The organism is Variovorax sp. PAMC28562, from assembly GCF_014303735.1.
Taxonomy (GTDB): domain Bacteria; phylum Pseudomonadota; class Gammaproteobacteria; order Burkholderiales; family Burkholderiaceae_C; genus Variovorax.
Genome location: NZ_CP060296.1, coordinates 2,947,232 through 2,960,358, shown reverse-complemented (window position 1 = coordinate 2,960,358; position 13,127 = coordinate 2,947,232). Strand labels below are relative to the sequence as shown.

13 protein-coding genes are annotated in these 13,127 nt (G+C 64.6%); 5 read left to right on the top strand and 8 right to left on the bottom strand.

What is annotated here, in order from left to right; genetic code table 11:
* Positions 1-9: 9 nt before the first annotated feature.
* The 3 genes from tsaE (at position 10) to H7F36_RS13940 (ending at position 2,501) form a co-directional block, all read left to right on the top strand.
* Positions 10-579, top strand: a complete 570-nt coding sequence (tsaE, locus tag H7F36_RS13950) for a tRNA (adenosine(37)-N6)-threonylcarbamoyltransferase complex ATPase subunit type 1 TsaE (protein WP_410003026.1) — start codon at positions 10-12, stop codon at positions 577-579.
* Complete coding sequence (locus tag H7F36_RS13945) at positions 576-2,084, top strand: N-acetylmuramoyl-L-alanine amidase (RefSeq protein WP_187051386.1); 1,509 nt, start codon at positions 576-578, stop codon at positions 2,082-2,084. The genes tsaE and H7F36_RS13945 overlap by 4 nt, the downstream gene beginning before the upstream one ends.
* Before the next feature lie 147 nt (positions 2,085-2,231).
* Complete coding sequence (locus H7F36_RS13940) at positions 2,232-2,501, top strand: glycine zipper domain-containing protein (protein ID WP_187051385.1); 270 nt, start codon at positions 2,232-2,234, stop codon at positions 2,499-2,501.
* A gap of 24 nt (positions 2,502-2,525) precedes the next feature.
* Here the strand turns inward: H7F36_RS13940 and H7F36_RS13935 are convergent, their stop codons facing one another.
* The 8 genes from H7F36_RS13935 to H7F36_RS13900 all read right to left on the bottom strand — a co-directional run bounded on the left by H7F36_RS13935 (position 2,526) and on the right by H7F36_RS13900 (position 9,787).
* The gene (locus H7F36_RS13935; protein WP_187051384.1) at positions 2,526-3,197 is read right to left on the bottom strand and encodes a DedA family protein; all 672 of its coding nucleotides are present in this window, start codon (positions 3,195-3,197) and stop codon (positions 2,526-2,528) included.
* A gap of 52 nt (positions 3,198-3,249) precedes the next feature.
* The gene (locus H7F36_RS13930; protein ID WP_187051383.1) at positions 3,250-3,981 is read right to left on the bottom strand and encodes an SDR family oxidoreductase; all 732 of its coding nucleotides are present in this window, start codon (positions 3,979-3,981) and stop codon (positions 3,250-3,252) included.
* A gap of 15 nt (positions 3,982-3,996) precedes the next feature.
* Positions 3,997-4,845: an ATP-binding cassette domain-containing protein gene (locus tag H7F36_RS13925; RefSeq protein WP_187051382.1), complete on the bottom strand. Its 849-nt coding sequence runs from the start codon at positions 4,843-4,845 to the stop codon at positions 3,997-3,999.
* Positions 4,838-5,773 carry an ABC transporter ATP-binding protein gene (locus H7F36_RS13920; protein WP_187051381.1) on the bottom strand — a complete coding sequence of 312 codons (936 nt, stop codon included), beginning with the start codon at positions 5,771-5,773 and terminating at the stop codon, positions 4,838-4,840. The genes H7F36_RS13925 and H7F36_RS13920 overlap by 8 nt, the downstream gene beginning before the upstream one ends.
* Before the next feature lie 14 nt (positions 5,774-5,787).
* Positions 5,788-6,636 carry an ABC transporter permease gene (locus tag H7F36_RS13915; RefSeq protein ID WP_187051380.1) on the bottom strand — a complete coding sequence of 283 codons (849 nt, stop codon included), beginning with the start codon at positions 6,634-6,636 and terminating at the stop codon, positions 5,788-5,790.
* A complete protein-coding gene (locus H7F36_RS13910) occupies positions 6,633-7,625 on the bottom strand; it encodes an ABC transporter permease (protein ID WP_187051379.1) in 993 nt (330 codons plus the stop codon). The genes H7F36_RS13915 and H7F36_RS13910 overlap by 4 nt, the downstream gene beginning before the upstream one ends.
* A 4-nt stretch (positions 7,626-7,629) precedes the next feature.
* Positions 7,630-9,186 carry an ABC transporter substrate-binding protein gene (locus tag H7F36_RS13905; protein WP_187051378.1) on the bottom strand — a complete coding sequence of 519 codons (1,557 nt, stop codon included), beginning with the start codon at positions 9,184-9,186 and terminating at the stop codon, positions 7,630-7,632.
* 64 nt (positions 9,187-9,250) lie between these two features.
* Positions 9,251-9,787, bottom strand: a complete 537-nt coding sequence (locus H7F36_RS13900) for a VOC family protein (RefSeq protein WP_187051377.1) — start codon at positions 9,785-9,787, stop codon at positions 9,251-9,253.
* A 131-nt stretch (positions 9,788-9,918) separates the two neighbouring features.
* Here H7F36_RS13900 and H7F36_RS13895 point away from each other — a divergent pair, with 131 nt between their 5' ends.
* Both H7F36_RS13895 and mutL read left to right on the top strand, forming a co-directional pair.
* Complete coding sequence (locus tag H7F36_RS13895; RefSeq protein WP_187051376.1) at positions 9,919-11,148, top strand: dienelactone hydrolase family protein; 1,230 nt, start codon at positions 9,919-9,921, stop codon at positions 11,146-11,148.
* A 48-nt stretch (positions 11,149-11,196) separates the two neighbouring features.
* Entirely contained in the window at positions 11,197-13,077 is a 1,881-nt protein-coding gene (gene mutL / locus H7F36_RS13890) for a DNA mismatch repair endonuclease MutL (protein WP_187051375.1), read from the top strand.
* Positions 13,078-13,127: the final 50 nt, after the last annotated feature.

Sequence of the window (13,127 nt, the reverse complement as noted above, 5' to 3'; positions counted from 1 at the left end):
AGCCACGAGTTGAGTACCGACCACACGCCGATTGTAGAAACGCCCTTGCAGGCGGCATCGTTGCCATCGCTGGCAACGGAACTGCCAGCGGTGCTGCACTGGCACACCGAGGCCGATACCGACGCCTTTGCGCGCTGCGTGGCCTCGGCACCAATGTTGCGGGATGCCTTCATTGCGCTGCATGGCGAGCTCGGCGCGGGCAAGACGACCTTCGTCCGGCATTTGCTGCGTGCGCTCGGCATCGAAGGCCGCATCAAGAGCCCGACCTACGCAGTCGTCGAGCCGCACGAAGCACCCGATGGGCTGGCGATCTATCACTTCGACTTCTACCGTTTCAACGACCCTCGCGAATGGGACGATGCCGGATTCAGAGACATCTTCGCGGGCCCCGGACTGAAGCTCGCCGAATGGCCCGACAACGCTGCAGGCCGCATTCCGGTTGCAGACCTCGCTCTTAAAATGGAAGCAATGACAGACGACTCACGTACCGTGACACTGCTCGCGGGCACGCCCCGCGGTTTCGCCTTGCTGGCGCATCTCGACAGCATCAGGCCAACCTCAGGACCCATCGCCGCATGAAGCGCCGCGATCTTCTTCAAGGCGGCACGCTGGCCCTGCTGCTCGGCGTGCAGCAAATCGCACGCGGAGCGACCATCGTGGCGGTGCGCGTCTGGCCCGCCGCCGACTACACCCGCGTGACGATCGAATCCGATGCGCGCCTGCAGACGCAGCAGCTCACCGTGGGCAGCCCGCCGCGGCTGGCGGTCGACATCACCGGCATCGAGCTCAATCCGCAACTGCGCGAGCTGGTCGGCAAGATCAAGCCGGGTGATCCGTACATCAACGGTTTGCGCGTCGGGCAGTTCGCTCCCAACGTCGTGCGCATCGTGTTCGACCTGAAGCAGGCGGTGATCCCCCAGGTGTTTTCGCTGGCGCCGGTGGCGGCCTATCGCGACCGGCTGGTGCTCGACCTGCATCCCCAGGAGCCGCTCGACCCGATGGAAGCGCTGATTGCCGAGCGCCTGCGCGACGCGCCTTCTTCCACTGCCAAAGGCGACGCCGATACCAACGTGGCCGGTTTCGCGCCACGCGAGCCATCGCGTTTGCCGGCGCCATCGGCGCCCGCAAGGCCCGGCACGGCCGCGGTCGATCCGCTCGGCGAACTCATGGCTCAGCAAGCCGGGCGACCCGGGCCTGCCGTCTCCGCGCCGCCGACCGCGCCCGGTCGCTCTCCGGGCGCGCCATCGCCCCTGCCGCCCACGCTACCGCCCTTGGTCGGCTCGATCCCGCTCAAACCAGTGCCTGCAGCGCCGCCATCGGTGGTCGCGCGCAGCGGCACAGCCACTGCCAACCGCACCGACCGCCTCATCATCGTCGCCCTCGATCCGGGACACGGCGGCGAAGATCCGGGCGCCACCGGACCCGCCGGCACGCGCGAAAAAGACATCGTGCTGCAGGTCGCTTTCAAGCTGCGCGACCGCATCAACGCCAGCAGCGTCAACGGCAATCCGATGCGCGCGTTTTTGACGCGCGATGCCGACTTCTTCGTGCCCCTCGGCACGCGCGTTCAAAAGGCGCGTCGTGTTCAGGCCGACCTGTTCGTGAGCATCCATGCCGACGCCTTCACGACGCCGGCAGCCCGCGGAGCCAGTGTGTTTGCACTGAGCCAGCATGGCGCATCCAGCAGCGCGGCGCGCTACATGGCCAACAAGGAAAACGAATCCGACAAGGTCGGCGGCATCAACGTGGGCGACCATGAGATCCAGGTTCAACGCGCCTTGCTCGACATGAGTACGACGGCGCAGATCAACGACAGCCTGAAGCTCGGCAGCGCGATGCTGGGCGAGATCAAGAACGTCGGTGCGCGGCTGCACAAGGGCGAAGTCGAACAGGCAGGCTTCGCGGTGCTGAAGGCGCCGGATATCCCGAGCGTGCTGGTCGAAACCGCCTTCATCAGCAACCCTGAAGAAGAAGCGAACCTCCGAAGCGTTGCATACCAGGACAGCTTGGCGGAGGCCCTGATGCGCGGCATTCAGCGCTACTTCGCGCAAAACCCGCCGTTGGCACGCAGCCGGCAGCTGTAACTTTTCGCACAGTCAACGCCCGGTGCAGCGGGTCGTTATCGCGCATCGATCGGTCGCTGTTGCGCGCAACCTTGCGGGGCGGTCGCCTACAGCCCGGATGAACGCGGCTGCCTAAGTTGAGTGCACTACTACTCTAAGGTGGACATCATGCAAACACGTATCTGGATCGCGGCGGCCGTCGCAACGTCGGTGATGGCTTTGTCTGGCTGTGCCGGCACCGGCCCCAATCAGCAGTTGGGCGTCGCAGGTGGCGCGGTGGGTGGTGCGCTTCTCGGAAACGCGATCGGCGGCAACGCTGCCGCCACGGTCGGCGGTGCCGCCATCGGCGGGTTGATCGGCAATGAAGTCGGCAAGAACTCGGACCAACGCAATAACGCCAATCGCGGGTACTACCCGAACAACGGCCCTCGCTACTAAGAGACTACCGGCTGCACGGCCCGCTCAGGCCTCGGCCTGAGCACCAGCGGCCCGCGCCTTCTCCGCACGGCCGGCGCGCCACGCGCCGAAGATCGCCAGCAGTCCCGGCACGAAGATCAAGGCCCAGATGATCTTGTCGAGATGCTCACGTACCCACGGCAAGTTGCCAAAAAAGTAACCCGCCGTGGTGATGCTGAGCACCCAGATCAGCGCGCCGACGACGTTGAACATGGTGAAACTTCCTCGCTTCATTGCAGCCACGCCTGCCACGAAGGGCGCAAATGTGCGAATGAACGGCATGAAGCGCGCAAGGATGATCGTGATGCCACCGTACCGCTCATAAAACCCGTGCGCCTGGTCGAAGGCTTTGCGGTTGAAAAAGCGTGAACTCTCCCACTGAAAAACCTTGGGCCCGATGTAGCGCCCGATGCTGAAATTGCATTGGTCGCCAAGAATGGCCGCTGCGACCAGCACCCCGCACGCCAGGGGATAGCTCATCAAGCCGATGCCGCACAACGCGCCGACGATGAACAGCAATGAATCGCCTGGCAAAAACGGCATGACCACCGCGCCAGTCTCCACGAACACGATGACGAAGAGCAATGCGTACACCCAAGGCCCGTAGGCGACGACGAAGGTCTCGAGGTGCTTGTCGACATGCAGAACGAAGTCGACGAGGTAGCTGATGAATTCCATGGCGCCCGATTATCCGGTGCGCGCCGTGGCGATCGCCCAATGGGCAGCAAATTCAGGCCGGGAGGTACTTGGCGAGCTCTCGCTCGATGCTCTTCGGGTCGGCTCCGATGACGCCGTTGATCCAAGCGGCCATGTCGCCGTGATGGACCTCCTCGTCACCACGACGAAGGCCTTCGATCACCTCGTTCGCCACCTCGGCCGTAGACGATTTTGGCCCCTGAAAATCGCGACTCATGTCGGTATCGACCGGGCCGGTCATCACCGCCATCACATGCGTGCCCTGCGCCGCGAGTTCCGCGCGGACGCCTTCGGTCATGCGCAGCCCCGCGGCTTTGGAGGCGCACAACGAACCCATCGCCGGCAAAGTCACCTTTGCCAGGATCGACAGCACGTTGACGATGGCGCCGCCCTTCGCCAGCTGCGGCGCGAAGGCGCGGCACATCGCCAGCGTGCCGAAGTAGTTGGTCGCCATCTCGGCCTGCGCATGGTCGAGCGATTGGGCCGCGATCAACCCCTGCCCGCGGTTGACCCCTGCGTTGTTGATGAGCAAGTTCACGTCGCCGCAGTGCGCCCGCACCGCCTCGACTTGCTCGGCGTTGGTGATGTCGAGGGTTATCACTTCCAGCTTGCCGGGATGCGCCGCCACGAGGTCGGCGAGCGCGGCGGTGTCGCGCGCCGCAGCGTAGACCTTGGGTGCACCGGCCGCCAGCAGCTGTTGAACGAGTTCGCGGCCGAGACCCCGGTTGGCGCCTGTGACGAGGGCGGTTGCTTGATGCAGATCCATGGACGGTTCCTTTGGTTAATTGACGACGAATTCGGTGCGAGCCAGCCAGCTCGCATCGATTTCCGGCAGCGGAATCGCTTCGAGCAGTGCTTGCGTGTACGGATGCTGCGGGTTCGCAAAAACGTCGGCCGTCGGTCCTTCTTCGACGATGCGGCCTTCGCGCATCACGACCACGCGATCGCACAGCACCCGCACCACGGAGAGATCATGGGTGACGAAGATCATGCCCATGCCGAGTCGCGTGCGCAACTCACGCAGCAGCAACAGGATGCGGGCTTGCGTCGACACGTCGAGGCCCGAAACGATCTCGTCGGCGACGATCAGGTCGGGCTCCAGCGCAATGGCGCGTGCAATGCCGACGCGCTGACGCTGTCCGCCCGACAACTCATGCGGAAAGCGCGTCGCGAACTCTGGCGGCAAGCTCACCTGTTGCAGCAATGCGCGCGCCTTTTCTTTCAGTGCCGCTGCCGTCGGCGCTGCGCCGAGACGGCCATAGCTCAGTAAAGGCTGCACCACGATCTCGCCGACGCGCCGTCGCGGGTTCAGCGCCGAGAGTGGGTCCTGAAAGATCATCTGCATGCGCGCGCGCAGCGGTCGCAACTCGAGCTCGCTCATGTGCGTTGTCTCTCGGCCTGCAAAAACGATGTCACCTTGCTGAGGTTCATAGAGTCGCAGCACGGTGCGTGCCAGCGTCGTCTTGCCCGAACCCGACTCGCCGACCAGCGCTACGCATTCGCCGGGCGCCACCTGCAAGTCGATGTCGTGAAGAATCTGCCGAAGCGGCGGCTTGCCGAACGCGCGACGGCTCGACCGGTCGGGCAACGACAAGCCCAGCCCGCGAACATCGAGCAGTGGCTCAGACATGTGGCGTCTCCGCGCGACGGGCAGCCGTACTCGCTGTGTCGCGCGCCGCGAACCAGCTCTGGTCATAGCTGTGCGCCGACGCCCAGAGCTTATCGGTCACCTCTTCGGCGATCGGCTTCAACGTGTCTGCCGGCCGGTCGTAGCGCGGTGTCGCCGCGAACAGCGAGCGCGTGTAGGGCGTGCGCGGAGTGTCGATGATGCTGCGTACATCGCCGTGTTCGACGATGCGACCCGAATGGATCACGCTGACCGAATCGCACAGCTTGGCAACCAGCCCGAGGTTGTGCGTGATGAAAAGAACGGCAGCCCCTTCGTCGCGCTGCAGGTCGCGCAGCAGACGCAACACCTCGCGCTGCACCGTGACGTCGAGGGCGGTGGTCGGCTCGTCGGCAATGATGAGCTTCGGCTTGCACGAGAACGCGATAGCGATCAGCACGCGTTGCCGCATGCCACCGGACAACTCGTGCGGGTACTGCCGCACGACCGTGGCCGGCGAGCGCACCTGCACCGAGTCGAGCAGTTCGATGGCGCGCGCCGTCGCCTGCTTGTCATCAAGACCGAGGTGCAGTCGCAGCACGTCGTTGATCTGCGTACCGATGGTGTGACCGGGATTCAACGCGGTCAGCGGGTCTTGCGGAATCAACGCGATGTCGCGGCCCAGATGGACGCGGCGTTGCGCTGCCGTCAGCCCCAGCCAGTCGAGCCCCTGGAAGCGCACGCTGCCGGCCACCACCTCGATACCCGGCGGCGTGATGCCGAGCACGGTGCGCCCGACCATGCTCTTGCCAGCGCCCGATTCGCCGACCAGCGCATGCACCTCACCCGCCGCGATGTGCAGGTCGATGCCTCGCAGGATCAGGCGCGCTGCGCGTTTGCGGCCCGCGCGCAATGCCAGATGAAGACTGTCGATGTCGAGGCAGGCGGCCATATCGTTTGTCGTTCTTATTTGGACAGCAGGGGATCGAGCGATTCGCGCAATCCGTCGCCCAGCGCATTGCACGCCAGAACCGTCACCGCGATGGCGCCGATCGGCAGGCCGAGCAGCCATGGCGTCTGGTTGACGTACAGGCGACCTTCCTGCACCAGTCCGCCCCAGGTCGGCATATCGCTCGACACCGAGAGCCCGACGAACGACAGGATGGCCTCGATGACCACCGCGATGCCCATCTCCAGCGTGAACAGCGTGAGCAGCAAGGGCACCACGTTGGGCAGCACTTCGCGCCAGAGAGCCGACGCGCGCGACTGGCCGATGGTGCGCGCCGAGGTCACGTAGTCGAGGCTGGCCTGCACTTGCGCCTCGGCCCGCACGACGCGGCAAAAACGCGTCCAGTCGATGATGGCGATCGCCAGCACCACGGAGGTCAGCCCGGTACCGATGACGGCCACCAGCACGATCGACAGCAGCACCGCTGGGAACGACATCCAGACATCGACCAGCCGCGATACCACCGTGTCGATCACGCCGCCGTAGAAGCCCGCCCAAAGCCCGAGCACCGTGCCGATGAGCGCCGCCAGCGTAGCGCCGGCCAGCGCCACCGTCATGGCCGGCCGCGCGCCGTAGATGAGCCGCGACAAGATATCGCGCCCGAGACTGTCGGTTCCGAACCAGTGCGCCGCTCCACCGTCGGCGCTCCACGCGGGCGGCAGGCTCGACGCCATCAGGTCTTGCTCCAAGGGATCGTGCGGTGCGATCCAGTGGGCGAACACGGCGCACACCAGCATCAGCAGCAGCAGACCCGCGCCGACCCACACGCGCTTCTGGAAATGCGGCATCGCTATGTGCAAGCTCATGTGCGCAGCTTGGGGTTGAGGCGGGTGTTGAGCACGTCGACCGCCAGATTGACGGCGATGAACAGCACCGCGAAGGTGAGCACGATGCCCTGGATCAAGGGCAAATCGCGGTTGATGACGGCATCGATCGCCATGTTGCCGAGGCCGGGCAAGCCAAAGAGCCGCTCGATCAGCACCGTACCGCCGATGAGAAAGGTGAACTGCACGCCTGTGAGCGTCAGCGCCGGGCCCAGCGCATTGCGCAGCGCCTCGCGCCACAGCACTTGCCACGGGCTGAAGCCCTTGACCTGCGCGACCAGGATGTAGTCTTGCGCCAGCACTTCGAGCAGCGACGCTTTCAGCACGCGCGCGATCATCGCGGCCAGCGGCAAGGCCAACGACAGCGCCGGCCACAGCATGTGATAAAGGGCAGAGCCCAACACATCGAAGCGTCCGCGCGCCAGACTCTCGAGCAGTACGAAGCCGGTCACCGAATCGAAGCGCAAGCTGGAATCGAGCAAGCCGAAGACGGGTAGCACCGGCCACAGCACGCCCAGAAAAAGAATGCCGGCCAAGCCCCATAAAAAGTCAGGGATGGCGGTGATGAACCCCGTCGCGACGTCGATGCCGCGCTCCAGCAAGCTACCGCGAAACGACACCGCCGCCAATGCCGCCGCACCGCCTAGCAAGACGGCGATGCCGAGCGCGAGCGCCGACAGCTCGAGCGTCAGCGGCAGGTGCGCCATCACCAGATCGAGCACGTCCTGCTTGAGCGTGATCGACTGGCCGAACTGGCCCAGGGCCGCCTGGCCGAGGTAGATGAAGAACTGCGCAGACAGGCTCTTGTCGAAGCCGTACAGCGCACGCAGGGCGAGGATGTCGTCGGGCGTCGCACCCGGACCGATCATCATCGCGATCGGGTCGCCCGGCGCCACCCGAAGCAACACGAACACCACCACCAGCACGCCCAAGAGCGTGGGCAGCGCCCACAACAGGCGCTTCAGCGGCATGCCGTCAAGCCTTGGCTGCCTTGCCGACCGACTGCGCGAGCAGGTAACCCGCCATATGCGGCTTCACTGCCAGCGTTTTCTTGAAGAGAATGGTCTGCACCTGCTGGTAGAGCGGCAACACGAGCGCGTTATCCGCGATGTACTTGTCGACCTTCTTCCAGCCGGCGATGCGCTTGGCTTCGTCCTTTTCCCCCCACAGCGGGCCGATCATGGCGTCGACTTCCTTGGATTTCCAGCCGGAGTGCGGGCTCGGGCCGAACATGGCGAAGCCGGTCGAATCATTGGGGTCGCCGATGGCGTCTCCCCAGTTGTAGAAGGCCATCGGCGCCAGCTTGTGGCTCAGGCGCAGCTCGAAATGCTTGGCGATTTCATAGACCTCGATCTCGGCCTCGATGCCGACCTTGCGCCACATGCCGACGATGGCCTGCACCGTCTCGTAGTCCTTCGGCAGATAGCCACGCGTCGTCTGGATCTTGAACTTGACCGGCTTGGCCACGCTGTAGCCCGATTTGGCCAGCAGGCTCTTGGCCAGTTCGGGGTCGTACTTGACCTTGGTGGTCGCATCGAATGCAGCGTACTGCGGCGCCTGCAAGGTGTCGATGACCACGCCGTATCCGCGCAGCAGCCGCTTCACGATGGCCTGCTTGTCGACCGCGAACACCGCCGCCTTGCGCACGTTCTCGTCGAGCATCGGCTCGACGTCGGTGATGAAGAGCATTGCGATGTCGGTGATGGGCGAGCTCACGCCGGTAAGGTGCGGCAGCGCCTTCAGGCGGTCGAACTCTTCGAAAGGCACGCCGAGCGTGATGTCTGATTTTCCGGTTTCGATTTCGGCCACGCGGGCGCTCGGGTCGGTCACGAACTTGATCGTCACGTTCTTGAACGCGGGCTTGGCGCCCCAGTACTTGTCGAAAGCCTTGAGCTTGACGAACGAGCCCTGCACGAATTCCTCGATCATGTAGGGGCCCGAGCCGATGGGCTTCTTTTCGAAGCCGGCGGCGCCGGCCTTCTCGTAGTAAGCCTGCGGGATCATGAAGCCCGTCAAGAAGGCCATCCACTTGAAGTAGTCGGCGACGTATTGCTTGACGTCGGCGGTGATCTTGTTGCCGGTGACCTGGAAGTTATCGACGCTCGACCAGATGATCCCGGCAACCGGATTGCCCGACTTGGGGTCGCCTGCGCGCTTCAGGTTCCAGACCACGTCGGCGGCGGTAACGGGGGTGCCGTCGTGCCACAGCGCGCCTTGGCGCAGTTCGATTTCGATCTTGGTCTTGTCGGCGTTCCAGCCCCATTTGCTGATGAGGCCGGGCTTGAAAGACAGGTCTGCGGCCTGGTCGATGTACTGGTCGAACACCGACTTCCAGATGCCCTGAATCGACGGGTTGACGGCCGACGGACCGGTGGTCGGATCCCAGCTCGGCAAGCCCACGTTGTAGGCGATGGTGAGTGTGTCCGCTTGCTGGGCTTCGGCGGATGTCAGCAACAGCCCGCTCAATGAGCCTGCTGCAAGCGCGGCACTGCCTCCAGCCTGCAGAAAACGGCGGCGATCGAATTCGGACATGAGATTCCCCGGTAGTAGAAGTGAGACAAGAAGCGAACGGCGAGAGGCTAAAACTGAAACGAAACTATTGGGCGGGCGATTTCGGCGACCACAGCACGGTCGGCGAAGTGGCTTCGTAGGCCATGCCTTTGGGGTAGCTGATCAGCTCGAGCTGCAAGCCCCACGGCGCCAGGAAATAGTTGATGGTCTGGCCGGCAGCCGGTCCTTCGGTGACCGCGAGCGGCCCGGCCAGCACGCGCACGCCGCGCTCCTTCAGGTAGGCGACGGCAGCGTCGATGTCGTCGACATAGAAGGCGATGTGGTGGCCGCCGATGTCGCTGTTCTTCGGCAGGTCTTGCCGCTGGTCGGGGGCGCTGTACTGGAACAGCTCGATGTTCGAGCCCATGCCGCAACGCAGCAAAGCGATCTGCTCGACCACGGCACGCGGGTGCACGTTGAGCGTGTCGGCCATGAAGCTGCCGGTGTCGTCCCGAAACGGACCGAAAGTCGTCGCCAATTCGCAGCCGATGACGTCGACGAAAAAGTCGATAGCGGCCTGCAGGTCGGGTACGGTGATGCCCGTATGGTCCTGCCCGCGCAAGCTCGGAATGCCTCGTTTCATGTTCTTTTGAAATCGTGTTGATCGATGGACAATCTACAAGCAGCTTTCGCGCCACCAAACTACTTTACGCCTAAACTATCTGTGCGTAAAGCTTCAAAGCAGAGCTCGTTCACACCCCTACGGAGAATCAAATGGCAGGTCAATACATCGACATGAAAGCCGGCGACGGCAGTGGCAGTTTTCGTGGCTATCTGGCGTTGCCCGCCGGTGGCAGTGGCCCCGGCCTGGTGCTCGCTCAAGAGATCTTCGGCATCAACAGCACCATGCGAGACGTTGCCGACTACTACGCAGAAGAAGGCTACGTGGTGCTGGTGCCCGACATCTTCTGGCGCCAGGAACCCAACGTCGAGTTGGGCTACACCGAAGCCGACTGGCAGCGCGCCTTCGGCTACTTTCAGGGCTTCGATGAAGCCAAGGGCATGCAGGACATCCAGACCGCCATCACCACCCTGCGCGCCCGCGCCGAGGTGACCGGCAAGGTCGGCGTGCTGGGGTTCTGCCTCGGCGGCAAGCTGGCCTATCTGGCAGCCTGCCGCACCGATGCCGACGTGGCCGTGGGCTACTACGGCGTGGGCATCGACGCCGCGCTCGGCGAGGCTGACAGCATCAAATCGCCGCTGGTGCTGCACATCGCCGAGCTCGACAAGTTTTGCCCGCCTGAAGCGCGCGACAAGATCGTGCAGACGCTCAAGGGACGCCCCAACATCGCGTTGCATGTCTATCCCGGCATGGACCACGCGTTCGCGCGGCTCGGTGGCGAGCACTTCGACAAGGCTTCGGCGCTGATGGCCCACGAACGCACCATCGGCGCGCTCAAGGCCGCGATGGGCCCGCACTACGATTTGTCGGCGCTGTGGGACAAGCATTGCGAATACGAGTTCGGCACCCGCAACGTTGACGACACGATGAGCACGATGGTCGCCGAGCCTTACGTGAATCACATCCCGACCATGACGGGCGGCGTGGGCTACAAGCAACTGCATCATTTCTACAGCGACCACTTCGTCAACAGCAACCCACCCGACACGGCGCTGACACCGATCTCGCGCACCGTCGGCGCGACGCAGGTCGTGGACGAAATGCTCTTCACCTTCACGCACACCACGGAGATCCCGTGGATGCTTCCTGGCGTGGCGCCGACCGGCAAGCGGGTAGAAGTGCCGTTGCTGGCGGTCATCAAGTTCCGCGGCAACAAGCTCTATCACGAGCACATTTACTGGGACCAGGCCAGCGTGCTGGTGCAGGTCGGTTTGCTCGACCCCAAACTGCTGCCGGTGGCAGGTATCGAGACGGCGCGCAAGCTTCTCGACGAAACGCTGCCATCGAACGCGTTGATGCCTGGCTGGAAAGACGTCGCCTGAGCACAAGGTCGGCGAAGGCCGGCCGAGGGGCGCTCCTAGAATGACAGCGTGAGCGCTCTTCCCATCACTCCGGCACCCCGCCGTCCCATCCGCGAACTCCCCGACGAGCTGATCAGCCAGATCGCCGCCGGTGAAGTGGTGGAGCGGCCCGCCTCTGTGGTGCGCGAGTTGCTGGACAACGCGCTCGACGCCGGCGCGAAGCAAATCACCGTGCGCCTGTCGGCCGGCGGCGTGCGCTTGATCTCCGTTGAAGATGATGGCCTGGGCATTCCGCGCGATGAACTGACGGTGGCTCTGCGACGCCACGCCACCAGCAAGATTGCGAGCCTGGGCGATCTCGAAACCGTCGGCACGATGGGCTTTCGCGGCGAGGCGCTGGCGGCCATCAACGCGATTGCCGACATGACGATCCAGTCGCGCGATGCCGATGGCGCCAGCGCCTGGGCACTCGACGGCCGCACCGGCGAACTGCGACCGGTGGCGCGCGCAATCGGCACCACGCTGGAGGTGCGCGAGCTGTTCTTCGCCACGCCGGCGCGCCGCAAGTTTTTAAAGACCGACGCCACCGAACTCGCACACTGCGTCGAGGCTGTACGGCGCCATGCCCTCGCGCGGCCCGATGTCGGCTTCGCGATCTGGCACGACGGCCGGCTGGTCGAGCAATGGCGCGCCGCCACAAGCCGCGAGCAGCGACTGGGCGATGCGCTGAGCGATGACTTCGTGGTCCGCAGCGTGGCGGTCGATCACACGGGCGGCGTTGTGCACGTGGCCGGGCGTGCCGGTATTCCCGATGCGGCGCGGTCCCGTGGCGATCAGCAATTCTTCTACGTCAACGGCCGCTTCGTGCGCGACAAGGTGCTCGCGCACGCTGTGCGCAGTGCCTACGAAGACGTGCTTCACGGCCAGCGCCAGCCGGTGTATGCGCTGTACCTGCAGATCGATCCGTCGCGGGTCGATGTCAATGTGCATCCGACGAAGATCGAAGTGCGCTTCAGGGATGGGCGTGAAGTGCACCAGGCGGTGCGCCACGCCATCGAGAATGCGCTGGCCGCACCGCGTGCGGGTGAGGCGGCAACGACGGTGAATGCCCCGTTTTTCCGGCAGGTTGCACCGGCCGCCTCTGTGCCCTGGGCGCAATCGGGCATGCACTTCGCCGCGGAACGGGGCGCCGGCGACGCCTTCGCGATGTGGCCGCAAAGCGCAGCCCAGCCAGCGCCGGCCGAAAACTCTTATTCTGCAATTGCGCCCTGGCTGCAATCGTCATCGCCGGATCGCACCGCAGATGCTTCGGCGAGCACTTCTGCGAGCGCCGTCCCGATGATCGGCGCCGCCGCCACCGACGAGGCCTGGCCTCTCGGCCGCGCCCTCGCCCAACTTCAGGGCATCTACATCCTGGCCGAGAACCGGCAAGGCTTGGTCATCGTGGACATGCATGCGGCGCACGAGCGCATCGTCTACGAGCGGCTCAAGACGCAGCTCGACGGCGCAGCGATCACCAGCCAGCCACTGCTGATTCCGGCGACTTTTGCCGCCACGCCGCAAGAAGTCGCGACGGCCGAGGCCTGTGCCGCGATATTGCCGACGCTGGGGCTCGAAATCACACCGTTTTCGCCACGCACGCTGGCGGTTCGCGCCGTGCCGGGCACCTTGGCCGATGGCGATCCGGTCGAACTCGCGCGCAGTGTGCTGGCCGAACTGGCGCAGCACGACGCCAGCACGGTGGTGCAACGCGCCCAAAACGAGCTTTTGTCGACCATGGCGTGCCACGGCGCGGTGCGCGCCAACCGCAAGCTGACGATCGATGAAATGAACGCCTTGTTACGTCAAATGGAAGCGACCGAGCGTTCCGACCAGTGCAACCACGGCCGCCCCACTTGGCGGCAGCTCTCGGTGCGCGAACTCGACGGGCTGTTTCTGCGCGGTCGCTGACCCTTTCCGCCGAGTTCCCGCTGGTTTCTCAGGGTTTTCCAGCGTCATCC

Coding starts and splice junctions, on each gene's coding strand:
- H7F36_RS13915 (WP_187051380.1), bottom strand. CDS start 6,636: ATGAGCTTGCACATAGCGATGCCGCATTTCCAGAAGCGCGTGTGGGTC.
- H7F36_RS13895 (WP_187051376.1), top strand. CDS start 9,919: ATGGCAGGTCAATACATCGACATGAAAGCCGGCGACGGCAGTGGCAGT.
- H7F36_RS13900 (WP_187051377.1), bottom strand. CDS start 9,787: ATGAAACGAGGCATTCCGAGCTTGCGCGGGCAGGACCATACGGGCATC.
- H7F36_RS13935 (WP_187051384.1), bottom strand. CDS start 3,197: ATGGAATTCATCAGCTACCTCGTCGACTTCGTTCTGCATGTCGACAAG.
- H7F36_RS13910 (WP_187051379.1), bottom strand. CDS start 7,625: ATGCCGCTGAAGCGCCTGTTGTGGGCGCTGCCCACGCTCTTGGGCGTG.
- H7F36_RS13920 (WP_187051381.1), bottom strand. CDS start 5,773: ATGGCCGCCTGCCTCGACATCGACAGTCTTCATCTGGCATTGCGCGCG.
- H7F36_RS13905 (WP_187051378.1), bottom strand. CDS start 9,186: ATGTCCGAATTCGATCGCCGCCGTTTTCTGCAGGCTGGAGGCAGTGCC.
- H7F36_RS13940 (WP_187051385.1), top strand. CDS start 2,232: ATGCAAACACGTATCTGGATCGCGGCGGCCGTCGCAACGTCGGTGATG.
- H7F36_RS13945 (WP_187051386.1), top strand. CDS start 576: ATGAAGCGCCGCGATCTTCTTCAAGGCGGCACGCTGGCCCTGCTGCTC.
- H7F36_RS13925 (WP_187051382.1), bottom strand. CDS start 4,845: ATGTCTGAGCCACTGCTCGATGTTCGCGGGCTGGGCTTGTCGTTGCCC.
- H7F36_RS13930 (WP_187051383.1), bottom strand. CDS start 3,981: ATGGATCTGCATCAAGCAACCGCCCTCGTCACAGGCGCCAACCGGGGT.